This is a genomic window from Methanosarcina horonobensis HB-1 = JCM 15518, from assembly GCF_000970285.1.
Classification (GTDB): domain Archaea; phylum Halobacteriota; class Methanosarcinia; order Methanosarcinales; family Methanosarcinaceae; genus Methanosarcina; species Methanosarcina horonobensis.
This window is the reverse complement of record NZ_CP009516.1, coordinates 3,907,531-3,932,443: the sequence shown is the minus strand read 5'-3', so window position 1 is coordinate 3,932,443 and position 24,913 is coordinate 3,907,531. Positions and strand designations below refer to the sequence as shown.

Below are 24,913 nucleotides of genomic sequence, written 5' to 3'. Positions count from 1 at the left end.
AGATGGCAACAGGACCAAGATATAAGGTTCCTTTTAGAAGAAGAAGAGAAGGGCGCACTAATTACCACCTCCGCCTTAAGTTACTACTCTCAAGGCAGGACCGTGTGGTTGTCAGAAAGAGTGCAAGAAACGTTCAGATCCAGTTAATAGCTCCAACCCCTGAAGGGGATATAACATATTCCTCAGCCGTTTCTAGTGAACTTGCAAAGTACGGTTACACAGGAGCTACCGGAAACACAACGGCTGCATACCTTACAGGGCTCTTATTCGGGCTGAAGAGTTTGCAGAAGGGCTATGAAGGAGGCATTCTGGATATCGGACTTCAGGCTTCCTCTGCAGGTTCAAGAGTCTATGCTGCCCTTAAAGGGATTGTAGACTCGGGTTTTGAAATCCCCTGCAACCCCGATGTGTTCCCCTCGGATGAGAGAATCCGCGGAGAGCACATAGCCGAATACAGAGACGAGAGCTCAGACCTGCCAGAGCAGTTTGAAGCAACCAAAGAGAAAATCTTTGCTGAATTTAGTTAAGGTGATTAAATGGCATTCGATCAAGATTGGGTTCCGAAAACCAGGCTTGGAAAGCTGGTCGTTGAAGGACAGGTTGCTTCCATGGACGAAGCAATCAAATCAGGCCTGCCTATTAGAGAACCCCAGATAATTGATATGCTGCTTCCTGACCTGGAAGATGAGGTGCTCGATATCAACATGGTCCAGAGGATGACTGACTCAGGACGCCGTGTAAAGTTCAGAGCAACCGTAATCGTAGGAAACAGAAACGGCTATGTAGGGCTCGGACAGGCAAAAGACGTACAGGTCGGGCCTGCTATCCGCAAGGCAATTGATGCTGCAAAACTCAACATTACCTACATCCGCAGAGGCTGCGGTTCCTGGGAATGCGCTTGTGGACTGCCGCACACCGTACCTTATGAGGTTACAGGGAAGGCAGGCAGTGTAAGTGTAACCCTCATTCCAGCTCCGAGAGGTCTCGGGATTGCTGCAGGAAACACTGCAACCAAAGTGCTTGAAAAAGCCGGTATTAAAGACGTATGGACCAAGACCTTCGGAACTACCAGGTCAACCCTCAACTTCGCAAAGGCTACCTACGAAGCCCTTAATCAGGTGAATGTTGTAAGGCTGCCTGCGTACTGTAAGGAGGAAGTCTGAGATGTATGCAGTTGTGAGACTCAGAGGCCAGGTCAACGTACGTTATACCATTGAGGACACCATGAAGATGCTCCGCCTGCACAAAGTTAACCACTGCGTGTTTGTGCCGGAAAATCCTCACTACAAGGGTATGGTCCAGAAAGTAAAGGACTACGTTGCATACGGAAAAATTGATGCAAAGACCCTTGCAGAAGTCCTCGAAAACCGCGGAAGGCTTGAAGGCGACACCCGCCTCACAGAAGAATATATCCGTGAAAACACGGACTATGATTCCATACAGGCCTTTGCCGAAGCTGTTGTCGAGGGAAAAGCTTCCCTTAAGGATGTCCCCAAACTGAAGCCTGTATTCAGGCTTCACCCGCCAAGAAAAGGGCACGCAGGGATTAAGAGGACAGTCCAGCAGGGCGGCGTACTCGGAAACCACGAAGAAGAAATCAACGTGCTTCTGCACAAGATGAGATAAGGTGGTTTATAATGGATATTAAGAAGTTCAGAGGGTCCAGGACCTGCGGTGGCGGGACCCATAAAAACAGGCGTGGGGCCGGAAATCGCGGAGGCCGTGGGAAAGCCGGTGGCTGCAAACACCACTTCGTAAGAGCGATGATGCGTGGGTACAGCTACGGAAAGCACGGTTTCAAGCGTCCTGATGAAGTATCCAAAGACGTTTCCATAGTAAATGTTGGAGAGCTCGACGAACTTGCTCCCTATCTTGTTGAAGAAGGGCTTGCAGAAGTTAAGGACGGGGCATACCACATTAACCTTGAAAATCTCGGAATCGAGAAGGTTCTTGGAAGCGGACGTGTCACAAAGAACCTTGTGGTCACTTCAGAGGAGTTTTCCGCCTCTGCCCGCGAAAAGATCGAAAATGCTGGTGGAAGCTGCATCGATGCCGAATAAGTAGTGTCACTCTGACATTACTTATTTCATTCTTTTAGTAACTTTTTATATTAGATGTGCTATATACCATTTATCTTTACGGTAAAACATACTCTAATATTTAAAATAAATATAAATGTATACTTTGAATGGTGTAATCGATGACTCTCAGGGATACCTTAGAACCGTTTTTTAATAAGTTACCTGCAGTAGCAAGTCCGGAAAAACACGTCCACTTCAAGGATAAACTCTGGTGGACTCTGGGAGTTCTGGTGCTGTACTTTGCGCTTGCAAATGTGCCGCTCTTCGGAATGTCTCAGGATTCTATTGACCTTTTTGAATCTTATCGTGCCTTCTTTGCCGGGGCTTCTGGATCTTTAATCCTTCTCGGTATAGGGCCAATTGTTACGGCTTCCATTGTCCTGCAACTTCTTGTCGGGGCAGATATTATCAAACTGGACCTTTCGGACCCCAGAGATCAGTCATTTTTCCAGGGTGCTCAGAAGTTCCTGGTCTTTGTCATGATCATTCTGGAGGCTCTACCGCAGCTTCTTGGCGGATACATCCAGCCGGATCCGGGGCTTGCTTCTACTCTTGGTGTAGGTCTGGGAGTGATCACTTTACTGCTCCTTGTCCAGATTTTTATCGGAGGCACACTGATCCTCTTCATGGATGAAGTTGTTTCCAAATGGGGTATCGGATCAGGAGTCGGGCTTTTCATAGTTGCGGGAATCTCCCAGCAAATCGTTACAGGTATATTCAACTGGGAGTTTGCAAACGGACTTCCTGTAGGACTTATTCCCAAATGGATCTACATAGCTCAGAATTCGGGGGCAGACTACCTCTTATCCGGTGAGGGTTTAATGTTCCTGCTGGTCAATGGAGGGATACTTGCTCTCCTTAGCACGGTTGTCATCTTCCTGCTTGTGGTTTACGTAGAAAGTACAAGAATAGAAATCCCTCTCGCCCACAGTGCGGTTAGAGGGGCAAGAGGACGTTTCCCTGTCAAACTAATATATGCATCAGTCCTGCCGATGATCCTGGTGAGGGCTCTTCAGGCTAACATACAGATGGTCGGAATCATTCTTTCCAGCAGAGGGATTAACTTCCTTGGAGAATTCAGCGGCTCAAAGCCCCTGAACGGGATCATGTATTACATGGCTCCCATACACAGTCCCTATGACTGGATTCCATCCCTTGTGCGTGAGTCTTTTGCAAGCTATGGAGCAACTTCTCCGGCTACGTGGCAGATAGGACTGCATGTCATAACAGACGCTATAATGCTGATCGGAGGCGGAATTATCTTTGCTCTCTTCTGGATAGAAACCACAGGTATGGGTGCAAAGCCCACAGCTCAGAAGATCTTCAATTCGGGAATGCAGATTCCTGGTTTCAGGCGGAACATCAGCAGTATTGAAAAAGTCATGCAGCGCTATATTCCAAAGGTTACCGTAATAGGTGGAGCTTTCATAGGACTCCTTACTCTGGTTGCAAGTCTGCTCGGTACTCTAGGAAGTGCAGGAGGTACCGGACTGCTGCTTACGGTAAGTATTGTGTACCGTCTGTATGAGGACATTGCTTCCGAGCAGATGATGGAAATGCACCCGATGATCCGTTCCTTCTTCGGGGAGCAGTAAGGCGTCTTAACCCTCTAGTAGGGATAACTGAAAAAGAGATCATAAGGTAAAAAAAATCAAATAAAGGACATAAAAAAGGGGATCTTCGAATGAATATAATACTCTTCGGGCCCCCGGGTGCCGGCAAAGGTACCCAGGCCAAAAAACTGGTTGATTTCTACGGAATTCCGCAGGTTTCCACAGGGGATATCTTGCGGGCGAACGTTAGAGAAGGAACAGAACTGGGACTTGCAGCCAAGGCATATATGGACAAAGGAGAACTTGTCCCTGATCAGGTACTTATTGGCATCATTAAAAACCGCCTGAAAGAGGAAGACTGCGAAAAGGGTTTCATTCTTGACGGATACCCGAGGACTGTCCCCCAGGCTGATGCCCTGGAAACAATCCTTGAGGAAATTAACAAACCCATCGATGTCGTCCTCAACCTTGAGGTTCCTGATGAAGAGCTTGTAGGAAGAATAAGTGGGCGCCTCATGTGCAAGTGCGGGGCAAGCTACCACGTTATTTCCAACCCGCCAAAGAAAGACAATATCTGTGATATCTGCGGTGGCGAAGTCTTCCAGCGTGCCGACGACAAAGCAGAAGCTGTCCAGAACCGTCTGGATGTCTACAAAAAGCAGACCCAGCCACTTATAAACTATTATAAAGAAAAAGGCATTCTTGTCACCCTTGACGGTACAAAGGACATTGATGAGGTCTTTGAGGATATTAAGGCAATTCTGGCAAAGTTTGCCTGAATTCCTTCTCCTCTTTACTTTGTTCTATTTTTTTTCATTTTTTTTCTTTTCTTTGCTTTGTTTTTTGTCTTCTGTTTTGTTTGTGTTTTCCTGGTTCTGCTTTTATTTTCTGTTTTCTGCTCCCTTGCTAACGGTCAATATTTCCAGACTGAAGTTTTTGGGCCAGCGATTATTCTGGTTTCTTATCTAATTGTAAGCTATTGCCGGACTCTCTGCCCATCTGCCCGGAGTTGTGGCTTCGAGCACGATAAAGCCTGTAATCGGGGTTCCTGTAAACTCAGCTAAGTCTGCTGGATGAACTTGTCCCGGCTGGCAGGGTAGCAAGCTGATAACTTAGTGTAGAGGTTGAATTAACAGGCTGAATTAACAGGTTGAACAGGATGAATCCATTTTAAGTATCCTTTCAGCAGCCCCGAAACCCTGTTTTTCAGTTTCTTGCTTTTTCAACTTCTCATTTTTCAGCTCTTTATTTTTCACCGGCAGTTATATAATTTCATGATTATATTCTCCCTCGACTGGTTATCACTCTCTATGATTCGGTCACTCTTTGAGTGCCGTTATATGTAGTTTCTTTAATCGCTTGAATTGCCTTTATCTGACAGCTCTTTAAGTAACAGAGTGATTAAATTTTAAATATTATGGGACTGCTTATCTCAGTAGGAAGCTTTTGCTGGAGAATCTGACTTAACATGACTGAAAATTCAATAGACGAACTGATAAAATGGGTCATTAGTGTTGACCGGCGCCTCATACTGATGGAATCTATGAAAAGACATACTGCAGTAAGAGCTTCGGATATTGCTCACGAAGCAAGCAGGTCTACGCAGAATATTAGCCGCGCTTTAAAAGAACTTGAGGACATGGGTTTGATCGAATGCCTGACTCCTGAGAAAACGACCTGGAAAAAATACATGCTTACGGATAAAGGGAAAGAGGTTCTGGAAAAACTGGAGGGAAAATATCTCTAATTCCGATCAGACCCTTTTGATTCGAACTACTCCTTTTTTTCTCTATAATATTTCTGGATGTCTCTATATATTTCCAGCCCATCTCTGAATATCTCCAGGTTTCTGACACTTCTGAACAGGCAACTTGCTTTTTGCCTTCAACCCTCTTCTCCAAGCCTTATATAACCCTCCACAAGGTCAATATTGGCCCTGACTACTGATCTTTTAAAATCGGTCAGGTCTTTTGTGATATCCTCAAGAGCATCTGCACAGGTCTGGCTGGTGATTACGGTCCCGTCAGGTATCATTCTGCCTGAGGAAACATCTACTCCGCGGACAATGGATTTGTGGAGGACAAGCGTATCTTTCCCTATATTGCAGTCAAACACCACTGCTCCGAACCCTATGAAGCAGCCTTCTCCTATCCTGCAGGGGCCGTGTACGATACAGCCGTGAGCAAGGGAGGTATTTTTTCCGATCAGGACCTCGGAATGTGAAAGGGCATGGACAATAACATTATCCTGTACATTGCTGCCGCTGTGAACGGTTATGGACGATCCGGGCTCGTCTGCCCTGAGGACTGCATTGGGCCCAACGAATACATCATCTTCGATATTTACATTTCCGATTATTACTGCAGTTTCTGATATCCATGCCTTTTCGCTGACTTTCGGGTGCTGTTTATAGGGATTTGGAAGATGCATTTTAAACTCCTTCTTGATTCTGGAAGTGCTCTGCTGGATCTTTTTCATGAATCGATTTTGATTTTTTCAGGTCAGGCTCTCTGTTCTAAGACCTCGAAGCTTTTTATGATAAATTATGAGAAATTATTTAAAGCTATGTTTTGAGCATGAAACCTTAAAATTATGCTTCAATATTTTTTCCTGAAGCCTCACGCGAGAGCAAGATCCCGGGTTGAAATATCGGCTCTTTCGAATCTGGCAGAAATGCCTGCTCTTTCAAATCTCATTTTACCATGTCTGGCTCTTTCAGTAAGTTCTTTCAGATATCGAATCTCCAGATCAGGAACTTTCTGATAGTCATGTTTTTATTTCAGTGGGCTGTATCTGTGGCTAACCCGTTTGAGAAGTAATGATCGTATAAAAGGCCGAAATAAAGGGCATTTACAACCTGATCCCTGCTGGCATTTCCGAATAGTATAACTTATATATACATCGAAACTTATTAACCAGAAAAACCTGTGTAATGTCTTAAAATAGCTCGTGCAGTCTGAACTGATTTACTGGCCGTTTACTGGTGTTTCAGACCTGTGAAGACACAGTTCATTGAAGTCTTAATTCAATCCAGTAAAGCTTTAGCTCATTCATTTCAAAATTTATTTACTATTAAGACTTTATATCATGGTTCTTCCATACTTGAATTCTTCAGACTTACATTTATTGAACCTTAATGGTGAGGACAACTTGGTTTCGGAGACATTAAAAAAGCAAATTGACCGGTTCCTGCTGGCTTTCGGTTTTTCCCTTATGTTCGGGATAATGATCCTTGGACAGGAATTCAGGCAGGCTGTAGGGGAAGCGGTAGGGGTTTTAATGGACCCCGTGCTCACGCTGGTCGGGGAGCAGAACTTCCATCTGGTCCTATTAGTTATGGCTGCTATCACTGCCATTTATGCATCCCTTATCCAGAAGTACACTATTGACTGGGAGCTCATGAGAAACACTCAGGAGCGCATGAAGGTTTTCCAGAAAGAGTTCAGGGAGGCACAGCTTTCCCAGAATACCTATATGCTGAAAAAACTTGAAGACCAGCGCAAAGAGATGATGGAAGACCAGATGAAGATGTCCAAGCAGCAGTTCAAGCCTATGGCTTATATCAGTATCATCTCCCTGCCTCTTTTCATGTGGGCTTATTATTACATTAGCGGGCACGGAGCTGCTACCATGGTCTTTCCCTTCTGGGGCGAGCAGCTGCTGACTACTTCGGCTTTTGGTCCCTTCCAGCACTGGATCTACTGGTATTTTATATCCTCTCTTGGGGTCAGCCAGCTTATCAGGAAGGCTCTTAATATCGGTGGGGTCTAATGCAAATCACAGTGAGCGGGCTTCCCGGAAGCGGGACAACAACCCTCTCAAAGCTCCTGGCTGAGTACTATGAGCTTGAGCTGGTCTCCTCTGGCGAAATCTTCAGAAAGATGGCAAGGGAAAGAGGAATGAGCCTGTCTGAGTTCGGAGCTCTGGCTGAAAGAGATGCCTTCATTGACCTTGACATTGACAAAAACCAGAAAGCTATCATTCATAGCCAGGACAATATCATCCTCGAAAGCCGGCTTGCGGGACATATGGCCGAAGGGAGGCCCAATGTACTTAAAGTCTGGATAAAAGCCCCTATGCTGACAAGGGTAAAACGTATCCAGAGGCGTGAAAAATCAATATCTTTTGACGAAGAACTGAAAAAAACGGTGGAAAGGGAGAAGTCCGAAGCCCTCAGGTATAAAAACTATTACGGGATTGATATTGCAGACCTCTCTATTTACGACATTGTTATCGATTCTGAAAAATGGAACCAGTATCAGACTCTTGATATCCTCAGAGTTGCTATCGACTCTCTTGTCGGGCCGGAGTAATTTTCACCAGCCGCTGATTTATACCGGTCATTTGCCAGGTCAGATTAAACCCAAGCACAGGGTTTTATCTGCCTAACCCTGATATTATGTATCTACACCTGGCATCTACTACTTGCCGGATATCTGTCTGATCATATATATCCGTTAAATCTTGCGATCATTATGACGTTTGCTCTTTATTGATTGCTATACAGGTACATCTTTACTCTAAATCCTTTACTGAAAACTGCCGTTCCTTCCTGAAATTACAGGCTTGTTACGGAGTTTTACATTTGCTTGAATACTTCGGATATAACATTTCCAATCTGAGAGTTATTTCCAACTTAAAGAGCGTTTTCGTGAAGAGTATTTCCGATCTTTAGGCATCACCCACTTTACGCATTGCATATTTGAATCCAGAACCACAACTCAGGAGTTTTGAAAAAACCATGTCAACCGCCGGCAAACTGCCATCCGAAGTTGAAGGAACTCTTATCCGGAAGTCCGGCGCCTGGACAAATCCATCATACGGCTGTCCTCCGGAAAAGCGCCCTATTCTCGAATACATCGAAAAAGGGGTGGTGAATATTGACAAGCCCAGCGGACCTACAAGCCATGAGGTTGCAGCCTGGGTAAAAGCTATCCTTGGCGTACACACGGCAGGGCATGCAGGCTCGCTTGACCCCAAGGTTACAGGACTTCTTCCCACGCTGCTAGGGAAAGCTACTCTGGCTGTACCTGCCCTGCGCCTCTCAGGAAAAGAGTATATCTGCCATCTGAAACTTCACAGGGCAATGCCTCCAAAGCTGGTCCGCCAGGTCTGCGAAGAATTTACAGGCCCCATTTACCAGATGCCTCCCATCAAATCTGCTGTTAAACGGGTAATAAGGGTAAGGACAATCTATTATATCGAGGTGCTTGAGATTGAGGGCACGTCAGTACTCTTCCGTGTCGGGTGTGAGGCAGGGACTTATATCAGGAAACTCTGCCACGACATAGGGCTTGCCCTGGGCTGTGGCGGGCATATGCAGGAACTCCGCAGGACTAAAGCAGGTCCGTTCACTGAAAAAACTCTTATCACTCTCCATGAATTGAAGGACGCCTATGTGTTCTGGAAAGAGGACGGAGATGAATCCGAATTGAGAAGAGTTATCCGGCCAATGGAATCGGCTGTATCCCACCTCCCCAAAATTATCCTGCGGGACAGTGCAGTGGATGCGATCTGTTCAGGCGCTTCTCTGGCAGTCCCCGGCATTACGAGCCTGGACTCCAATCTGGCTAAAGGAGAGCTGATTGCTCTTTTTACATTGAAAGGGGAACTTGTTGCGCTTGCAAAGGCTGAAATGACCACGGAAGAGATCCTCAAAGCTTCTACGGGTATTGCAGCTTCTCCTATCCGTGTACTTATGGAAGCAGGAACTTACCCAAAGGGCTGGACTAAAAAAGAGAGGAATGTCCAGCTCTAACCCCTAAAATTCTTTCTCTCTGACTTAAAAATTCTTTCTTCCTTATACATTCCTAGAATAAGATTTATATATCACTATTCCGTTATGGTATAAGCCGTGCCATAAGCTCTGTGCCGAGGTAGTCTAGCGGTAGGGCGCAAGCCTGGAAAGCTTGTGGGGCTTAGCCCCTCGGGAGTTCAAATCTCCCCCTCGGCGTATCTTCTCAGGCCTTTTCTAAAAATGTAGTTAAGTTTAGTACATGAGTTTTTAATCCTTGTTTTTTTGAGTCACCCCACCCCCTCAGATCGGCAACATTAAAAAATCAGATCTTAATTCCAAGCTTTGGAACGTATTTCATGTAATTTTCTTTCAGTTCCTCTGGTGTGATGTGGTCGTATACACAATAGCCTCTTTCTTGGCATCTCCCCTCAATGAATGCCCTGCAGCTGCAGAGTTTCTGAATAGCTTCTAAGAAAAAAATTATCAATATACATCATCATGATGTCCGTAATATTCCAGAATGACAATCTTTTCTTTTTCATTCACAGAAAAAAGCAAAACAAAATGAGAATCGATATGTACTCTTTCCAGTGATTGAGAGGAGACCTCAAATTTTTGTACCTATGAGGATCCTGAAGGATCTCGTTTACCTTGCTAAATATGATTTCAACTTGCTTTTTGTCTTTTTTTGCCAGCTTTTCAACGATTTTTTGAACTTCTGGCCTTACTTGTAGCCAATACATGCAAGATCAACAGTCAAGCATCTTTTTCCAGTTCTCAACCGTTCCCACATCTATAGGCTCCTGTTTCATGATTTCCTGAGCCTTTTCAATAAACTCAGTCCTAAGTTCAGGCTCCATAATCTCTTTTTCATATTCAGCTTCCATGCATTATAGCAGCACTTTTGTCTTTCAAGCCATACTTAGCTTTTATTCATCCTCTGAAAAGGCAAGACCCTGATAATGTCTCATACTGGTTAATGAATCGTGTCTCTGACGTAAACATACAGTTGATTCAACAACCCCGGAAGCAATTAAGCAGAATTCCAATGTTTTTCTACTTGACTTTACCGAGAGTCCATAAGGGTTCATGCCTGCAAATAGAGCCCATCTCTGAAGATTCTTTTCCATGTACTTTCTAAGGGAGATTTACGGGCCTGCCAAAAGTCCTTTAGAAGATAATGGAACATGGAAGGAAGAGGGTGAATAGTTCTTTCTAATTGCCTTTTTTTGTGTTTCTTTTGTGCCTCTTCCGGGAGATGAATTATATTTCTTTTTTCATCGTACCAGGCAGGATTATCATAGAGCCTCAAAAACTCCGCGTATCGCATACCTGTAATTAAAAAAATATCTAAAATTGTTTTATGCTGATCTCTTGGAATAGTGGCTTTTAGTGCTTCATATTCTTTGGGGGTAAGGATGGCAGTGTACCGCAAATTCTGTAAATTCACATTTCATAGAACACGCAGGTTTAGTTGTAAAACCTGTGTATTTTATGCAGTTTAGTGTAAGTATACTGTTATTTTAGCTCAAAAACATCAAAAATATGCAGGTTCAAATAAAATCTGTGTATCCATTACTTTGGTGATTTTTTGGTGAAATACCCTAAATCAGGTTATGAAAAAGATTCTGAATCTTTACATTTTTTATATAAAAGATGTTAGAATCCTTACGGTAGTGTATAAGTTTTTCTGTAAATTCAAAAATCAAATGTCTATATATTCTCCAATATATTCTGTCATATGGCGTCTTTAATTATTTCCTTCCAGGTGATGTTGAAGCTTTTGCGCCATAAAACCATGACGATAACCAGCGACAGGACAATATTCAGAATTACCCCGGAAGGGACATAGGTAAGCAGCAGGTGAACAAGGGCGCATAACCCGCATACCAGCATTGAAGTCAGCATAATCCCCACCCGGTTCATACCCTGCGTGACTTGAAAATCCCGGTAGAAGGGGAGTTCCTTGCGGTTCAGTTTAAAAATAAAGAGCAGGACCATAATCATATTTATAAATATAAGGATAAGATCGGGGATGATTTTTAAGCCGCATAAGAGGACGAATATTAAGGCGATCAACAGGTAAATTGGGATGACAAATTTAACTATAAAAGCCTTTAAGGAACCTTTTAAAAGCGGAACAGGGCTTTCTATTGGCAAAGCCCGGTAAATCCAGGCACCACTGTAATTTTCGCTGGAGCTGATCATGGTGGCTGTAAAAGCCAGAAAAATAGCGGACCAGTAAACAGCCAGATAAAGTTTGCTGTTGGCGAGGTCAACTAAAATGTCAGACCAAGAAACCCCACCCCTTATTATTCCGGGCAGCATTAAAAAGGGCATGACCATGGCGAAAGCCAGCTGTGGATACAGCTGCAGCTTGAGTTTTCTTTCATTGGACAGCATATTCTGGGTGAATTGATAAAAAGCCTTTTCCGTCCGACTGAAGCAAAGCAGGTTGGCGGCTGCCCGCTGTATTTTTTCTCTGATGGCTGCACCTTTGTTAGCGCGCATACTGCTGCTGTTCAATTTTTGCAGTTTGCCTTCAAAATAGGGAATAACCAGGGTCATGTATAAGACCGTAGCTGCGGTCGGGACGATAAGGGCGAGCAGGCTTAAAGCAGTGAAGTACTGGCTGGAGTTGCGCTCGATAAATAGGCTGAAAGGGGCGGCGAACCAGGTGGTGGGGATGAGGAAATGCCACCAGGCGGGATGGAAGGTGACGGTAAGGCGCGTCAGGTTGAATATCCGCCCCATGAACTGGTAGCCGACCAGCATAAAAACCGAAAGCAGTATTTGAATATAATTGATCATATCCTTCAGTTTCTCGCCGTCAAAGAAGGATAAAACAGCCATGTACAAAATCGAAGTGAAAAAGACTACCAGGCAGCAGATCAACACCAGTTCGAACATGAAGATTAGAGCGAAGGCCACCCCATATTTAAACAGCCCGGCCAGTAGAGCCAACCCTGAAATGCTCATGGTAATGGTGAAGAGGTAGATTACAATATGCAGTAATTTGGCTGTATTGATGGTTCTGGCGTCAACCGGGCGGGGCAGCAGGATGTTTTTATCCTTTACGTCCAGGAGAACGGTGGAAAAGTCTGAAATCATGGTGGCCATCACCATAAATATAATAATCCCGAAAGCCAGGTTCATTTTATAAAAGAGCGGAAAAGGAACCAGCATCAACAGGCCAATAAAAAACCCCAGAATTCCGTATGTAATTAGCGATGATTTAAAGAAGTTGCCGCTTCGGGTCTTTTTTTGATCGGTCAGAATGGTGGGCACCCGGCGCTCATCCATGGTGAGCTGCACCTGCAGAATCCGGCGCATGGTGGGGTAATCAACCCCCATTTTCTTAAAGAGGAAATAGAATCTGTCCAGCAATTTTAATACGGTGAAATCTTTCATGATACTATGCCTCGCCCAGCACAGCGATGAATTCATCAGCTATTTCTTTATGCCGGTTAAAACCGGTAATCTGGTTGAATATTTCTTCCAGGGATCCCTCGCGGCATTTCTGGCTTAATTGATCAAATGAGCCGTCGGCCACTATTTGTCCGTTATTTATCAGGATTATGCGGCTGCTTATCTTCTCCACTACGTCCATGATGTGCGAGGAATAGAAAATGGTTTTACCCTGGGCGGCCAGGTCGGTCATGATTTCCTTGAACACCATTACGCTGTTGGCGTCCAGCCCGCTTAAAGGCTCGTCAAAAAACAGGATGTCCGGATTGTGCAGGAGGCTGGATATTATTAGCAGCCTTTGCTTCATGCCTTTGGAATAGGAGGCGATGCGGGCATGATACACATCGGCAATATCAAATAAGGCCATGAGCTTCTGAGCTTTCCGGTCTACCAGCCTGAAGTCCATGCCGTACATTTCCCCGATAAATGTGAGGTATTCATGGGCGGTAAGGGTGTCATAGACCTCGGCTGTTTCGGGAACATAGCCGATTTTACGCTTGTATTCAATCCCGCCGCCGGCTATGTCCTCCCCCAGGACTTTAACCTGCCCCTTAAAACCATCTATGAGGCCCAATATTATTTTAACCGTGGTGCTCTTGCCGGCACCGTTGGGTCCAATGTAACCGATGATTTCCCCTTGAAAGACATTCAGGTTGATGCCACGCAATACTTGATTGGCACCATAGCTCATGGTTAGATCGCGAATGGAGACCACTGCTTCTCCTTTTGTATTCATAGCGTCCCCTGCTGTAATTACCATAAAAGGCATATTAAGGTTCATTATCCTATTTATAATTAGGGTGTTTTTGCAAAAACCGCCAAAGTGGTATATTAAAGATCGAGCAATATATAATTTAAAATATTTTATGAACTGATAATTTTAGGAATTTGTTTTTCAAATATTTAAGGAGCTGCCAGAGATATCCTGGAGTTCTGAAATGAGCAGCAGGATATAGAGTTCTGACAATCTTCTCAATAAGGCAACCGTTCCGGGTAGCGAAGGCGTTTGATTCTGGTGCCATCAGACCCGCCCCCAAAAAATAGATGAGAATACAGAATTCTTTTTGTTGTACTCCCTCTCAACAATTTCCTCTTCATTCAGGCAAAGGAGTAAATCCCCTAATTCTACTACTCTGGATGATTCATACTCCCAGGTTCCCTCACCTTGATAAATTATAGTGTTATGACTGCAGGCCTGGCTATAGTCAGCAGGTCCTCAGGGTTCATTGAGGAACTGTCCATGGTCTTAATGGAATTTTTAACAGTTGCGGTTGCAGTATTACAGGCAAGAGTTTCAGCAATACAACGTTCTCTTCATCCTACCACTGGCAGGCTTCACGTAAGCACGGGTAAGAGGATTTTACGGGGCAGACCTATTTGTCTCAATTCTATTTTTTGATGTGAAAGAGCTTTAAACTGATAGGTGCTTGTAATTACGGAGTAGCAATGGTAAATGATGATTTTCCTGCAGACACTTCACATCTTACTTTTAGTGACTCGTTGAAGGCCGTGGACTGGGAAGAAGCTTCCGTACTATTTGAGCGAGCTCCGCTGGGCAAGCAAAAACGTGATTCTGAACAACTGAGGAGGGCATTTGAGGCAAGTTATGCAGCTGTAATTGTCTATGATTCTGACAGACTAATCGGTATGTGTCGTGCCCTCTGCGATGGTGAATATCAGGCAGCCATTTATGATATGGTAATATTGCCCGAGTATCAGGGGAAGGGTATCGGAAAAGGAATGCTTGACAGGTTGTGTGATAAATTGCCTGTGGAAAACATAATATTGTATTCTGCTCCTGGGCGGGAGGGATTTTACATGAAGTGCGGTTTTAAAAAGATGCGTACTGCGATGGCCAAATTAAATAAGTTTATGTCTGACCCGAAAGCTGGTTACTTTTAATCCCCAGAAAAAAACAATATTCAAGAAAGAATAAATTACTTATCTTCACGGGCATGCATACGCAGAAAAATCATTCCGATTTTAGCATAATTCTAATTATGCGTCCTTTCTTCACGTCTTTTCATTATTCAGTAATTCTTCCGCTATCAGCTTTCAATCTTGCCGGACATTCGCTTTCAATGAGGGGCGAGCGCAGATATCCTTATATACTGGCAGCTGCATGTAAAAGAACTCATCAGTATATGCTGTAAAGAAGCTCCTATTGAGAGCTGCTCCTGAGTTTTCGCGTATTCTTTAAGGGTATTCGGTCAGGGGCTACAGGATGCTGCATGCACTCCAACGGAGGAAGTATATGGCAGAAGAAAACAACAACGAAGAACTAAGGCATCTTGTTCGGATTATGAATACCGACCTGCAGGGGGCAAAGCCCGTAGAGTATGCTCTTACAGGCCTTCCCGGAATCGGAAGGCGCACTGCAATCCTTATTGCAAAGGGCGCAGGTGTTGACCCCACTGCTACACTTGGGTACCTTCCTGATGAGGAAGTAGCCAAACTCGACGCTGCAATCGGAAAATTCGAAGAGATTGTCCCTACCTGGATGCTTAACAGGCAGAAAGACCTTGCCACCGGACAGGACAAGCACCTGCTCGGAACAGATATCGTTCTGACCTTCAGGGAAGACATCAACAACCTGAAGAAGGTCCGTGCCTACAGAGGTCTCAGACATGAGAGAGGCCTTAAAGTCAGAGGACAGAGGACAAAATCCACAGGCCGCCGCGGATCAACTGTCGGTGTGAGCAGGAAGAAGTAATTTTTCGGTTAAGGTGATTTGAATGGCATATCCAGGTAAAAAAAGTAAAAGCTACGAGACTCCCAAGCACCCCTGGCAGGAAGCCAGGATGGCTAGTGAAGTTCAACTCATAAAGGCATACGGCCTCAGGAACAAAAAGGAAGTCTGGAAAGCAGCTAGTACGCTCAGGATGTACAGGTCCGAAGCAAGGAAACTTCTTGCACAGGTAGCTTCCGGCGGGCAGGAAGGAGGACTTGAAGGGCACTACAGGACCCAGTCCGAAGAAATTCTTTCCAAGCTTATCCGCTACGGCATTATAAAATCCGATGCTAATATTGACGATATTCTCTCTTTAAAGACTGAAAATATCCTTGAAAGGAGGCTCCAGACCCAGGTTCTCCGCCTCGGGCTTGCCAGGACCGTTATTCAGGCACGCCAGTTCATTACCCACGGCCATATTGCAATTAACGGAAGAAAAGCTACAATTCCGGGAATGCTGGTCTCAAAGGATGATGAGATGCATATCGGGTACTATGGAACTTCCCCTCTTGTGAGTGAATCTCACCCCGAAAGGCCTGTCCAGGTCGCATCCTTCCTTGCAGACAGCGCAACAACCCTTAAAGCTGCTGCCGAGGCAAAGCAGTCAAGAGAAAGACCTGCTGAAAGAGGCGGCGGTGCCGGCGGTAAGAAGAAGAGAGGCGGGAGGAAGTAATTATGGCAGACATGAAATGGGCTGTAGCTCACATCAAATCCTCATTTAACAACACAATTATTACAGTAACCGACATCACCGGGGCAGAAACTATTGCAAAGTCCTCTGGTGGTATGGTTGTAAAGGCTGCAAGGGACGAGAGTTCTCCTTACACTGCAATGCAGATGGCAGGCCAGCTTGCTGACCAGCTCAGGGACAAGGGCATTAACGGCATTCATATCCGGGTAAGAGCTCCCGGAGGAAACAAGCAGAGAAGCCCGGGACCCGGTGCACAGGCTGCAATCAGGGCTTTTGCAAGAGCAGGAATTCGCATTGGCAGGATCGAGGACGTTACTCCTGTCCCGCACGACGGTACCCGTCCGAAAGGCGGAAGGCGTGTATAAAAAGAAATATTCAGAGAATTCTTCAAAATTCTCTTTTTTTAAGATATTCAAAATTTAGGGGAATTAAGGTATATGACGATGGAAGTAGACATTCTGGAGTTATCGGATAGATCTGCAAAGTTTGTGCTGTCTAAGGTAAGCACGGCTTTTGCTAACGGCATCCGGCGTGCCATGGTTGCCGATGTACCCACTCTTGCAATTGAGTATGTAAACCTTTATGACAACACCTCCGTGCTCTATGATGAACAGCTGGCTCTCCGTCTCTCCTTAATCCCGCTTGTAACGGATATAGAGACGTATATGCCTCAGGCTGAGTGTGAGGTCTGCGGAGGAGAAGGCTGCCCTGCCTGCGAGGTTTCTTTAACCCTCAGTGCAGAAGGTCCCGGAACCGTTTATTCGCGAGATCTTATCTCTTCTGACCCAAAGATTCAGCCAGCGGATCCAAACGTGCCTATTGTTGAGCTGAAGAAGGGACAGAAGCTCGTGCTCGAGGCTATCGCCCACATGGGCTACGGCAGAGACAGCGTAAAATGGCAGGCAGGCGTTGCTTGCGGCTACAAAAACGTACCTGTTATAACCATTGAGAACTGCGATGCCTGCGGGCACTGTGCAGCAGAATGCCCAAAGGGCATTATCAGGGTTGAAGAAGCAGGAGCAAGGGTTGCTGAGGACGATGTTATAAAATGTTCCCTCTGCAGGCTCTGCGAGCAGGTATGTGATATCAATGCTATAAAAGTGGACTTCTACGAAAACGCTTTTGTTTTTACCATGGAGTCAGATGGTTCATATACGGCTAAAGACCTTGTCCTTAACGCCGCAAACGTGGTTAAGGGCAAAGCTGAAGGAATGCTGACAATTCTGAACCAGCTCTGAACTTCGGTCCAGCCTGGGGTTAACCCCTCGGGTCCAAACCAATTTTTCCGGACCTCTTTTCCTTTCTGGTCCCGGAAAACTCCTCTTTCCGGAAGATTTCTTTACCAAAATACCTCCGGAAATATTTCCTTTACTGCCTGAACTTTCAATAATTATTAACAGCTTCCTTCACGACTCGAAACGTTTATATATTATCCATGATATTGTGAGGAAGTGCAAGGCGTAAGGTGCGCCGTAATTTAGCAGTAAAACAAGATGCGAGGGTTGCCCAGCCAGGTCAAAGGCGCTAGGTTGAGGGCCTAGTCTTGTAGGAGTTCGTGCGTTCGAATCGCACCCCTCGCACCAGATTTCTTAATACTATTAACTTTAATTTCAATTCATTTCACAGAATAATTTTATAATAAAATCTTAAAGTCCATTTATCTGTTCCATCAAAATGCGAGGGTTGCCCAGCCAGGTCAAAGGCGCCAGGTTGAGGGCCTGGTTTCGTAGGAATTCGTGCGTTCGAATCGCACCCCTCGCATCAAGCTTTTTTCTATATCTTGTAGAAAGTTTATACATGTTTTTTCTTGTTTCCTCTCTTGTTTGACCTACTTAGCTTTTATTTCAAATCTTGAAACTCATTAGAAATTAAAATTGAGTGTCTTAAACATCTAATTTTTTGATATAGATATATATTTAGAAGTGGCCAAAGCATACCAAAAAAATAGCTAAATTTTTTCATTATATTCTTTTAAATTTAATCATCAGTTGGCAAGTTTATTGAGAGAAATTCAAAGGAAAATGTTAGATCAAATTTCCCATAAAAAACTTAGTTGCTCCAAGAAGTTACGTCAAAGGCACCAGATTCAGAGTCTAACATACAGAACTAGATATTTTATAAGGTTCAAGAAAAAAGAGAAGAAATTTAACAGTAAAATAATATTTAAATAAAGAACAGATAAAGATAGAAACCATCTTTCAATGTGCAAAGGTCAGCTGGATAACTTCAGCTATATGCCTTTTTATATAATCCTGAGATACCTATTATTATGGTTGACACGCCCGAAAATTTACCCGGTTGGGTAATTTGGCTTATTATTATATTTGCTGTTCTCACAATTTTGGTAAAATGGGTATTACCTGTTATAAAACCCTGATTTTGAGACAAATATATGAGTTTAAAATTCCAGATAATAAGCATAAACTCATTAGCTGAAATTGAGTGTCTCAAACATCTACTTTTTTATTACGGATGCGAGTTTAGAGATGGGTCATTGCATGCCCAAAAAGTTGGAAAATGTGTAAACTCTTATTATACTGTCAGATATTTAAGCTTCAGTTAACAAGTTATTGAGAGAAACATTCAACAGGAAAAACAGAGATAAGGTACAAGAGAATTTTTGAGATAAGAAATTTTTCCTTCACATTATCCAACTTTCTAGTTCCTTGGGGTTTATTAGATTTCATTTTGACTTTTATTTTTTAAAAAGGTAATAGAGATGAACTTATGTTAATTACGCAAACAAGAGGAATATGAAAGCAAGAAAAAGCAGCAAGTTGAAGGCACCTAATAAAAAAGGGTTCAATTATTGAACTTTCTTCAGCAAACTAAAGTTGTCTGATAACGTTTTATTTATGCTGTCTGTATACTGGCTTCCTGTTTACTGGTCTTATTTAGATCTTTATCTCCACCATCTATAAGGAATAAGTTATTGCAGTTCATAAATTTCCAATATTAATCGCCTTTAATATGGAAACTTTGATTTGTTATTTACATCTCCTGATAAGAAATACATCTTTTTCTAAAAATGAATTGCAATCAATGAAAGGTTTAGGGAAAAATGGTTGGAATGAAAAGATGATATGAAGGATACTATTGGTGGATGGAAGTAAGTTCTTAACCGTGACCAATGGAGTGGATTTATGTACGTGAAAATGATCGAAACGAATCTTGTAGAAGCACTAAAAGTTGAAAGAAGTTGGAAATAAAATAATTCACTAAATCTTATAAAATAATTATAGCAATAAAAAAAGCAGAATTCGGAATAAAAATAGAAAATATAACCTTAAAAATCGTTTTCATTTCTTTTAAAGCTCTATTAGACCCATTTACTAATAATTATATGAGTGATATTCAGAGAATACTATGTAAATAAAGTTAGTTCAATCAGCTAACTTTATATAATAAGTATATGTAGTATATTGTGGGTACAACCAAAAAAGAACTTAACAGTGGGGAAGGGAAATATGAAAGTGACACCTGGATAAAATGGTTAGTCTCAGGGAAGAAATCTTTACGTAATGTCTGAAGAGCGGCTTGTTCACCAGGCTTTCAGGCCTTAAAACAAGGATAATTAGGCTGGTAGAAACCTGCCTAAAAATTAAGATCTCTAAATCTTACAAGAATACGGTCAAAATAATCGAAAAATTAGTGGGTGATGCTTAATGGAGTATGTAACAAAAATATGTCCAATTTGTGGGAATGAGTTTATAGTCCTGAAGAAAGTGGAGGAAAAGGCAATTTACTGTACACTTAAATGCCTTTTAGTTTCTCAGGAAAGCGTGAAGAGAGGAGCAGTTCCCTCTTGCATATCTGCATAAATTTATTAGTTTCATCGTAAAAAGTAGAATTTCCTTACTTTTTACTTTTAACCTAAGGCAATTAAAAACTAAAATCGACTCAAATCAAAAAAGAACATAACAGTGGGGGAAAAATATGAGAATAAGAGTGGTTAGTTCAAGGGAAGAGATCTTTACACTTAATCCGAATGAGCGTCTTGTTCACCTGGCTTTCAGGCCTTCAAACAAGGACCTCTTTGGACTGGTTGAAACATGCCCGAAAATTGAGGTAATTCAGGTACCTAAATCCTATAAGGCTACAGTTTCAAAATCCATAGAAATGTTCCTTCAAATGCAGAGAATTCAGCTCCTTGAAGGAGATGTCTGGGGCCACAGGAAAGATATAAACGAATACTACGCAATTCCATCCTCAGTGATTGAAAAGATTAAGGAAATGAAGAACGAAGGTAAAGCCGCTGAGGAGATTGAGAAAAAGGTTTCAAGGGAGAGTAAGCTGAATCCTGAAATGGTCGCTTATATTCTAACCAGGGAAATCTCTGTTTAAACTCAAATGGGCTAAAGTATAAGCCTTAAGAATTTGCTGGAGATTAAACATAAAAAAGTATTGAATCGAAATTATTCAGGATAAACCAGATACTAACTATCATTCAAAATTACATAGAAATATTCATTTAAATTTATTAGTAACTAAGCAGTCAAATGGGGTAGGCTGTTGGGTGGGGTTACATATGATGAGGAAACATATCGGAGATTTTGTAAAATTTCAAAAAACAAAAGTGATACATCAGCCAGATATTATATTTGCTCGAAAAGAGAAAAACGAGAAAAAGTTTACGAGTTCGTCCAGCAATCGCATGATAAACAAATTTGTGCCGATTGTTTCATTACTTCTGGCGGTACTGGTCACTCTTTCAATTGGATTATTTCTTTACACGGGACTTAATCACTTAAACGGCAACACACCAGGAAGTACTACAGTTCTGGAAGAACCGAAACTTCTCGATGCACTGAGGGACGCGCAGGATAGAGGAGTTCTTATGGGAATGCACGGATGGGCACATGAAAATTATTCTATCCTAACGCCATTGCAGACAAAAGAAAATATAGAAAAGGGGAAAGAAGTCTTTGAAAAAGCCGGAATTGTTCCTGTGGCATTTATCCTTCCAGAAGAACCCATCAATGGAATAGTAGATGAATCGTTAAAACAGAAAATAGAGAGTAATGGAATCTCAACACAGTTACCCGTTCTCGAAACGAGTGGATCCAATAGAAACGAATATACCTGGGAGTGGAGTACAATGCAAAGCTTTGACGACCCCCGGTACCAGGAAGCTTCCGAGCAAATCAGGGAAGAAAATCCAGAAACCATTCTGCTCCATGTACAGGACTGGAATCCATACACAAAGCAGTTTCTCACTGATTACTTATCATCGACTAACGAGATGAATATCACCGTCAGAGTAGACGATATTGAGGTGAATACCCGACCAGAAGTAGTCTCCGACATGGCCAAGTTGACTCAGTATGAATCAGTAGGACAGGTTGCATTTTCAGTTATCCCTGCAGGATCAAGGAAAGGTGACAACCCTACTATCGGAAATATAAATGTAAATAAGATAATGGAGATATATTTCGGGTTCTTTATCATAACCTCATTACTGCCACTTTCATTCTTTGTGATATGGAAGTTGTTATCACAACGGCACAAGAAAAGAAAACAAAATAAATACTTACTTGAAGATGGTCGAGACCCGAAAGATCCTGACCCGAAAGATCCGATGCTAGTCACCGTCATCGCCCCTGCCTATAATGAAGAGAAAGCAATAGGTAAATGCCTCCAGGCCATCCTTAACCAGGACTACAAAGGAGAAATGGAAATAATCGCTGTTAATGATGGTTCCAGTGACAGAACTGCAGAGATTATCTCAAAATATCCCGTAAAACTTCTCGATCTTAAAGTGAACGGAGGAAAAGCAAACGCTCTTAATGAAGCGATTGAGATTGCAAAAGGAGACATCCTGATCTTTACGGATTCAGACTCGTATATGGCCCCAGATGCTGTGAGCTCTTTAATGAAATGTCTCAATGAGAATAAAGATGCCCAGATGGTGGCAGGGAATGTGTATATCCACGATAACCGCGGAAAAAAAGGACTCATGAAATACTTCCAGATGATAGAATACCGCACAGAGCAGGATATTACCCGTCACCTTCAGAGTTTGTCCGGCAGTATTCTCGTATGCCCTGGTCCTCTTACCGCTGTCAGGCGCAAAGTATGCGATGTAGTTAGATTCAGTAGCGAAACTATCGTTGAAGACGCAGACTTTACAATCAAGGCTCTTAAAAACTCCGTTAAGATTATTCAAGAACCAAAAGCAATGGTTTACACAAACGCACCTGAGACTCTTCGAGGGTGGTATAAACAGAGAAAGAGATGGTGGTACGGCAATCTCCAGTTATGGAGGCTCCACAAAAAATGGGCAATAAAGAACCCATGGATGATATTCAATTACTCAGGATATATTATTGGGGTTTGTTCTATCATCCTGATCATGTCAATACCGTGCTTAATACTTCAATATGAGAACATCCCATTGATATTGATGAGTGGAATCCTCTGTCTGGCATTCTCCATAATGCTGTACATCATATACATCGGCCCATTGTTTGCCAAAGACAAAAGATTATTAGTAATGCTGATACCGTATGTATTGATCTACGCGACAATAAAAGTAGTAGTACTCAGCAGCCTTTTCCTCTGCTACCTGACAGGAAAAGGAGTAAAAGTTAAGTTCGGTGCAAAGACCTTTGTGGTGAGATAATGGAAAAAGATTACAAAAAGTATATCTTAATGGGGTCAATCCCCTTTTTTTGCAACTCTGTTTTATTGAGCGATATTTCTCGTCCTCACTTTCTATGATATTGAAAATGAGGAAAAACCAGGAGGGCAGGGGTGAGGGTCCAGTCCGTAGAATTCTTGCGGTCGAATAGCATCCCTCGCACTCTCTTTTGGTTTAATTTTCATCCATCTATTCTGCTTCTTAATCTCTGAATAAACCGTTACTACTTTATAAAAAAACCTTTTTCTGTCCAACACGTATGCAAACTCAAACTGAGTTCTATCTACAAGCTTCTTGCAGCAAGTCTTTATAACTCCACAGTTTTCCTCAATATACTGCAGAAGATCTGTAGAACAGTCCTTACCAACTTCTTCACTGGAGAGCATCAATCTCTCAATGTTTCTACCTCATACTTGCAAATCTGTCCGTTCTTCAAAATTCAGATACTCTCGAAATGCAGCCTTATATTAGGTAAATATAGGTACCGCAGTCGGTCAATTTGCTTTTATAGGCTGTTTAACTTTGGGAGTGCGGAGGCACAGCGGGAAGTCCCCTTCCTCGGGAGATCCGATTTATCGGATCGGACAGGTGGGGGATGAAAGCGGAGCCTCGCACCATAGTTAATATAACTCTGCAAATTTAAAACATAAACCTTTTCTTAATTCTGCAAGTTTATTTATTCTTAGACCGTCCATTTATATACAACTATGCATCTGACGGCAAGAGTTAAGATACATCCAACTGAGGATCAACTGAAAGTTCTTTGGGAACTTTCTGATAGATGTTGTTCTCTGTATAACTTAGCTTTAGCTGAAAGAAAAGATGTATGGAAATCGAAACGAAAAAGTGTCAAATATATAGATCAACAGAACAAGCTTTCAGAGTTCAAGAAAAAGAATCCTGAATACAAAGTAGTGTATTCAAAAACTCTACAAGGAGTTCTTAAAAAACTTGACGCTAATTATAAGTCCTTTTTTGGTCTAAGGAAAAATGGAGATGTTACTGCAAAATCTCCTAATTTCCGAAGTAGAAACTTTTTCCAAACTATTGTATATAATCAAAGTGGATTTAGGTTATTAAAAACATTATATGGGAATAAGATTATTTTTTCTCATAACGTAAATAATGTTTCACTTGATTTTGAGATTTCTAAAGTATTTCCTAACATCAAACAAGTGGAAATCTATAATGATGATCCTTTCAAAGCGAAAGGAGATTTCTACGTTTCTATAACCTATGAAGTAGCTGTTCCTGAATATGTTGATAATAATCAGTATCAAGCTATAGATGCAGGTATAACTAAGATAGTAACGTGTATCAATCTCAAAGGAAAAATCCATTAAGTGAAAAGTCCAAGACCGGATAAGTATTGGAATTCTAAGATAGACTCTATCAAATCCCGAAGGGATCATTGTAAAAAGAAAAGCCGGAAATGGGTAAAACTTCATGGAAATTATAGGAAAATGGAAAAAAAGAAATCTAATCAGCTTAAAGATTTCCAACATAAGTTATCCAAAAAAATAGTAAACAACACTAAAGCTAATACTATTATTATTGGAAAACTTGATGTTAAGAAAATGGCTCAATCCAAAAAACTAAAAGGTAAAAGGAAAAAAGCCCAAAATAGATCAACTCAAAATCAAGGTTATTTATCTCGCTTTATCGAATTTTTGACCTATAAAGCAGAACTTATAGGTAAAAGAGTAACAAAAATTGATGAAAGCTATACTTCCAAAATGTGTTATGTTTGTGGAAAACTTCATGAAATGCCGTTATGGAAGCGAAATATGGAATGTGATTGTGGGAATTATATTGATAGAGATCGGAATTCTACAATTAATATCATGTATAATTTCCTATTGCAAAATGCTCTGTGGACGAGCTTTCAGCAATTCGCTGAAAATCTTCGACAAACAGGTTTACCGATGTCGAAAAGGTTCTCAGAATCTTTTCCACAAATGACGTAAATACTCGAAGGAATCCCATTCCTCAGACAATCCGGCTTGCCGGAT

27 protein-coding genes, 3 tRNA genes and 1 pseudogene are annotated in these 24,913 nt (G+C 42.4%); 25 read left to right on the top strand and 6 right to left on the bottom strand.

Features of this window, described 5'->3' with window-relative positions; genetic code table 11:
* Window positions 1-2: 2 nt before the first annotated feature.
* The 8 genes and pseudogenes from MSHOH_RS17155 (at window position 3) to MSHOH_RS17125 (ending at window position 5,381) form a co-directional block, all read left to right on the top strand.
* A complete protein-coding gene (locus tag MSHOH_RS17155) occupies window positions 3-527 on the top strand; it encodes a 50S ribosomal protein L18 (RefSeq protein ID WP_048141499.1) in 525 nt (174 codons plus the stop codon).
* A 9-nt stretch (window positions 528-536) separates the two neighbouring features.
* Window positions 537-1,163, top strand: a complete 627-nt coding sequence (locus tag MSHOH_RS17150) for a 30S ribosomal protein S5 (protein ID WP_048141497.1) — start codon at window positions 537-539, stop codon at window positions 1,161-1,163.
* Window position 1,164: 1 nt separating this feature from the next.
* Window positions 1,165-1,626: a 50S ribosomal protein L30 gene (locus tag MSHOH_RS17145; RefSeq protein ID WP_048141495.1), complete on the top strand. Its 462-nt coding sequence runs from the start codon at window positions 1,165-1,167 to the stop codon at window positions 1,624-1,626.
* A gap of 11 nt (window positions 1,627-1,637) precedes the next feature.
* A complete protein-coding gene (locus MSHOH_RS17140) occupies window positions 1,638-2,060 on the top strand; it encodes an uL15m family ribosomal protein (RefSeq protein ID WP_048141493.1) in 423 nt (140 codons plus the stop codon).
* A gap of 140 nt (window positions 2,061-2,200) precedes the next feature.
* Window positions 2,201-3,676: a preprotein translocase subunit SecY gene (gene secY, locus MSHOH_RS17135; protein ID WP_048141491.1), complete on the top strand. Its 1,476-nt coding sequence runs from the start codon at window positions 2,201-2,203 to the stop codon at window positions 3,674-3,676.
* 89 nt (window positions 3,677-3,765) lie between these two features.
* Window positions 3,766-4,413 carry an adenylate kinase gene (locus tag MSHOH_RS17130; RefSeq protein WP_048141489.1) on the top strand — a complete coding sequence of 216 codons (648 nt, stop codon included), beginning with the start codon at window positions 3,766-3,768 and terminating at the stop codon, window positions 4,411-4,413.
* Window positions 4,414-4,609: 196 nt separating this feature from the next.
* Window positions 4,610-4,708 (top strand): annotated as a pseudogene (locus MSHOH_RS23075) (AIR carboxylase family protein); the annotation flags it as partial.
* Window positions 4,709-5,102: 394 nt separating this feature from the next.
* On the top strand, window positions 5,103-5,381 hold the full coding sequence (locus tag MSHOH_RS17125) for an HVO_A0114 family putative DNA-binding protein (protein WP_048141487.1): 279 nt from the start codon (window positions 5,103-5,105) through the stop codon (window positions 5,379-5,381).
* A 137-nt stretch (window positions 5,382-5,518) separates the two neighbouring features.
* Here the strand turns inward: MSHOH_RS17125 and MSHOH_RS17120 are convergent, their stop codons facing one another.
* A complete protein-coding gene (locus tag MSHOH_RS17120) occupies window positions 5,519-6,112 on the bottom strand; it encodes a gamma carbonic anhydrase family protein (RefSeq protein ID WP_239451035.1) in 594 nt (197 codons plus the stop codon).
* Window positions 6,113-6,784: 672 nt separating this feature from the next.
* Between MSHOH_RS17120 and MSHOH_RS17115 the strand changes: the two genes are divergently transcribed.
* The 4 genes from MSHOH_RS17115 to MSHOH_RS17100 all read left to right on the top strand — a co-directional run bounded on the left by MSHOH_RS17115 (window position 6,785) and on the right by MSHOH_RS17100 (window position 9,587).
* Window positions 6,785-7,405 (top strand): DUF106 domain-containing protein, encoded by a 621-nt coding sequence (locus MSHOH_RS17115; RefSeq protein WP_048141485.1) that lies wholly within the window; start codon window positions 6,785-6,787, stop codon window positions 7,403-7,405.
* Complete coding sequence (gene cmk, locus MSHOH_RS17110) at window positions 7,405-7,947, top strand: (d)CMP kinase (protein ID WP_048141483.1); 543 nt, start codon at window positions 7,405-7,407, stop codon at window positions 7,945-7,947. Before MSHOH_RS17115 ends, cmk begins: the two co-directional genes overlap by 1 nt.
* Before the next feature lie 428 nt (window positions 7,948-8,375).
* The gene (locus tag MSHOH_RS17105) at window positions 8,376-9,392 is read left to right on the top strand and encodes an RNA-guided pseudouridylation complex pseudouridine synthase subunit Cbf5 (RefSeq protein WP_048141481.1); all 1,017 of its coding nucleotides are present in this window, start codon (window positions 8,376-8,378) and stop codon (window positions 9,390-9,392) included.
* A gap of 112 nt (window positions 9,393-9,504) precedes the next feature.
* Window positions 9,505-9,587 (top strand) — tRNA-Ser (locus tag MSHOH_RS17100).
* Between the two features lie 533 nt (window positions 9,588-10,120).
* Here the strand turns inward: MSHOH_RS17100 and MSHOH_RS23070 are convergent.
* The 4 genes from MSHOH_RS23070 to MSHOH_RS17075 form a co-directional block, all read right to left on the bottom strand.
* Window positions 10,121-10,258: a DUF2683 family protein gene (locus MSHOH_RS23070; protein WP_158024230.1), complete on the bottom strand. Its 138-nt coding sequence runs from the start codon at window positions 10,256-10,258 to the stop codon at window positions 10,121-10,123.
* Window positions 10,259-10,458: 200 nt separating this feature from the next.
* Window positions 10,459-10,701, bottom strand: coding sequence for a hypothetical protein (locus tag MSHOH_RS17085; RefSeq protein ID WP_338037901.1), 243 nt, complete (start codon window positions 10,699-10,701; stop codon window positions 10,459-10,461).
* A 407-nt stretch (window positions 10,702-11,108) separates the two neighbouring features.
* Window positions 11,109-12,782 (bottom strand): hypothetical protein, encoded by a 1,674-nt coding sequence (locus MSHOH_RS17080; RefSeq protein ID WP_048141480.1) that lies wholly within the window; start codon window positions 12,780-12,782, stop codon window positions 11,109-11,111.
* Window positions 12,783-12,786: 4 nt separating this feature from the next.
* Entirely contained in the window at window positions 12,787-13,575 is a 789-nt protein-coding gene (locus MSHOH_RS17075; protein WP_048143594.1) for an ABC transporter ATP-binding protein, read from the bottom strand.
* Between the two features lie 429 nt (window positions 13,576-14,004).
* On the opposite strand from MSHOH_RS17075, the gene MSHOH_RS24075 reads away from it, so the two are divergent.
* The 11 genes from MSHOH_RS24075 to MSHOH_RS17030 all read left to right on the top strand — a co-directional run bounded on the left by MSHOH_RS24075 (window position 14,005) and on the right by MSHOH_RS17030 (window position 22,883).
* Window positions 14,005-14,238, top strand: coding sequence for a hypothetical protein (locus tag MSHOH_RS24075; protein WP_158024228.1), 234 nt, complete (start codon window positions 14,005-14,007; stop codon window positions 14,236-14,238).
* 47 nt (window positions 14,239-14,285) lie between these two features.
* A complete protein-coding gene (locus MSHOH_RS17070) occupies window positions 14,286-14,741 on the top strand; it encodes a GNAT family N-acetyltransferase (RefSeq protein WP_082089399.1) in 456 nt (151 codons plus the stop codon).
* A 322-nt stretch (window positions 14,742-15,063) separates the two neighbouring features.
* On the top strand, window positions 15,064-15,552 hold the full coding sequence (locus MSHOH_RS17065; RefSeq protein WP_082089398.1) for a 30S ribosomal protein S13: 489 nt from the start codon (window positions 15,064-15,066) through the stop codon (window positions 15,550-15,552).
* A 22-nt stretch (window positions 15,553-15,574) separates the two neighbouring features.
* Entirely contained in the window at window positions 15,575-16,243 is a 669-nt protein-coding gene (locus tag MSHOH_RS17060; RefSeq protein WP_048141476.1) for a 30S ribosomal protein S4, read from the top strand.
* A 2-nt stretch (window positions 16,244-16,245) separates the two neighbouring features.
* Window positions 16,246-16,626 (top strand): 30S ribosomal protein S11, encoded by a 381-nt coding sequence (locus tag MSHOH_RS17055; protein ID WP_011034088.1) that lies wholly within the window; start codon window positions 16,246-16,248, stop codon window positions 16,624-16,626.
* A 72-nt stretch (window positions 16,627-16,698) separates the two neighbouring features.
* Window positions 16,699-17,499, top strand: coding sequence for a DNA-directed RNA polymerase subunit D (locus MSHOH_RS17050; protein WP_048141474.1), 801 nt, complete (start codon window positions 16,699-16,701; stop codon window positions 17,497-17,499).
* A 257-nt stretch (window positions 17,500-17,756) separates the two neighbouring features.
* Window positions 17,757-17,844 (top strand) — tRNA-Leu (locus tag MSHOH_RS17045).
* Window positions 17,845-17,937: 93 nt separating this feature from the next.
* Window positions 17,938-18,022 (top strand) — tRNA-Leu (locus MSHOH_RS17040).
* A gap of 1,904 nt (window positions 18,023-19,926) precedes the next feature.
* Entirely contained in the window at window positions 19,927-20,082 is a 156-nt protein-coding gene (locus MSHOH_RS24770) for a hypothetical protein (RefSeq protein ID WP_204245346.1), read from the top strand.
* 115 nt (window positions 20,083-20,197) lie between these two features.
* Window positions 20,198-20,605, top strand: coding sequence for a DUF1699 family protein (locus tag MSHOH_RS17035; protein WP_048141472.1), 408 nt, complete (start codon window positions 20,198-20,200; stop codon window positions 20,603-20,605).
* A gap of 310 nt (window positions 20,606-20,915) precedes the next feature.
* Entirely contained in the window at window positions 20,916-22,883 is a 1,968-nt protein-coding gene (locus MSHOH_RS17030) for a bifunctional polysaccharide deacetylase/glycosyltransferase family 2 protein (RefSeq protein WP_239451034.1), read from the top strand.
* 92 nt (window positions 22,884-22,975) lie between these two features.
* On the opposite strand, the gene MSHOH_RS17025 is transcribed toward MSHOH_RS17030, so the two are convergent.
* The gene (locus tag MSHOH_RS17025; protein WP_048141468.1) at window positions 22,976-23,287 is read right to left on the bottom strand and encodes a hypothetical protein; all 312 of its coding nucleotides are present in this window, start codon (window positions 23,285-23,287) and stop codon (window positions 22,976-22,978) included.
* A 321-nt stretch (window positions 23,288-23,608) separates the two neighbouring features.
* Here MSHOH_RS17025 and MSHOH_RS25360 point away from each other — a divergent pair, with 321 nt between their 5' ends.
* Together MSHOH_RS25360 and MSHOH_RS25355 are read left to right on the top strand one after the other, a co-directional pair.
* A complete protein-coding gene (locus MSHOH_RS25360) occupies window positions 23,609-24,244 on the top strand; it encodes an RNA-guided endonuclease InsQ/TnpB family protein (RefSeq protein ID WP_239451033.1) in 636 nt (211 codons plus the stop codon).
* Window positions 24,245-24,868, top strand: a complete 624-nt coding sequence (locus MSHOH_RS25355) for an RNA-guided endonuclease InsQ/TnpB family protein (RefSeq protein ID WP_239451032.1) — start codon at window positions 24,245-24,247, stop codon at window positions 24,866-24,868.
* Window positions 24,869-24,913 lie beyond the last annotated feature (45 nt).

Excerpts from the sequence above, each read along its gene's own strand:
- MSHOH_RS17155 (WP_048141499.1), top strand. The coding sequence starts at position 3 with ATGGCAACAGGACCAAGATATAAGGTTCCTTTTAGAAGAAGAAGAGAA.
- MSHOH_RS17150 (WP_048141497.1), top strand. The coding sequence starts at position 537 with ATGGCATTCGATCAAGATTGGGTTCCGAAAACCAGGCTTGGAAAGCTG.
- MSHOH_RS17145 (WP_048141495.1), top strand. The coding sequence starts at position 1,165 with ATGTATGCAGTTGTGAGACTCAGAGGCCAGGTCAACGTACGTTATACC.
- MSHOH_RS17140 (WP_048141493.1), top strand. The coding sequence starts at position 1,638 with ATGGATATTAAGAAGTTCAGAGGGTCCAGGACCTGCGGTGGCGGGACC.
- secY (WP_048141491.1), top strand. The coding sequence starts at position 2,201 with ATGACTCTCAGGGATACCTTAGAACCGTTTTTTAATAAGTTACCTGCA.
- MSHOH_RS17130 (WP_048141489.1), top strand. The coding sequence starts at position 3,766 with ATGAATATAATACTCTTCGGGCCCCCGGGTGCCGGCAAAGGTACCCAG.
- MSHOH_RS17125 (WP_048141487.1), top strand. The coding sequence starts at position 5,103 with ATGACTGAAAATTCAATAGACGAACTGATAAAATGGGTCATTAGTGTT.
- MSHOH_RS17120 (WP_239451035.1), bottom strand. The coding sequence starts at position 6,112 with ATGAAAAAGATCCAGCAGAGCACTTCCAGAATCAAGAAGGAGTTTAAA.
- cmk (WP_048141483.1), top strand. The coding sequence starts at position 7,405 with ATGCAAATCACAGTGAGCGGGCTTCCCGGAAGCGGGACAACAACCCTC.
- MSHOH_RS17105 (WP_048141481.1), top strand. The coding sequence starts at position 8,376 with ATGTCAACCGCCGGCAAACTGCCATCCGAAGTTGAAGGAACTCTTATC.
- MSHOH_RS23070 (WP_158024230.1), bottom strand. The coding sequence starts at position 10,258 with ATGGAAGCTGAATATGAAAAAGAGATTATGGAGCCTGAACTTAGGACT.
- MSHOH_RS17085 (WP_338037901.1), bottom strand. The coding sequence starts at position 10,701 with ATGCGATACGCGGAGTTTTTGAGGCTCTATGATAATCCTGCCTGGTAC.
- MSHOH_RS17080 (WP_048141480.1), bottom strand. The coding sequence starts at position 12,782 with ATGAAAGATTTCACCGTATTAAAATTGCTGGACAGATTCTATTTCCTC.
- MSHOH_RS17075 (WP_048143594.1), bottom strand. The coding sequence starts at position 13,575 with ATGAATACAAAAGGAGAAGCAGTGGTCTCCATTCGCGATCTAACCATG.
- MSHOH_RS17070 (WP_082089399.1), top strand. The coding sequence starts at position 14,286 with ATGGTAAATGATGATTTTCCTGCAGACACTTCACATCTTACTTTTAGT.
- MSHOH_RS17065 (WP_082089398.1), top strand. The coding sequence starts at position 15,064 with ATGCTGCATGCACTCCAACGGAGGAAGTATATGGCAGAAGAAAACAAC.
- MSHOH_RS17060 (WP_048141476.1), top strand. The coding sequence starts at position 15,575 with ATGGCATATCCAGGTAAAAAAAGTAAAAGCTACGAGACTCCCAAGCAC.
- MSHOH_RS17055 (WP_011034088.1), top strand. The coding sequence starts at position 16,246 with ATGGCAGACATGAAATGGGCTGTAGCTCACATCAAATCCTCATTTAAC.
- MSHOH_RS17050 (WP_048141474.1), top strand. The coding sequence starts at position 16,699 with ATGACGATGGAAGTAGACATTCTGGAGTTATCGGATAGATCTGCAAAG.
- MSHOH_RS24770 (WP_204245346.1), top strand. The coding sequence starts at position 19,927 with ATGGAGTATGTAACAAAAATATGTCCAATTTGTGGGAATGAGTTTATA.
- MSHOH_RS17035 (WP_048141472.1), top strand. The coding sequence starts at position 20,198 with ATGAGAATAAGAGTGGTTAGTTCAAGGGAAGAGATCTTTACACTTAAT.
- MSHOH_RS17030 (WP_239451034.1), top strand. The coding sequence starts at position 20,916 with ATGATAAACAAATTTGTGCCGATTGTTTCATTACTTCTGGCGGTACTG.
- MSHOH_RS17025 (WP_048141468.1), bottom strand. The coding sequence starts at position 23,287 with ATGCTCTCCAGTGAAGAAGTTGGTAAGGACTGTTCTACAGATCTTCTG.
- MSHOH_RS25360 (WP_239451033.1), top strand. The coding sequence starts at position 23,609 with ATGCATCTGACGGCAAGAGTTAAGATACATCCAACTGAGGATCAACTG.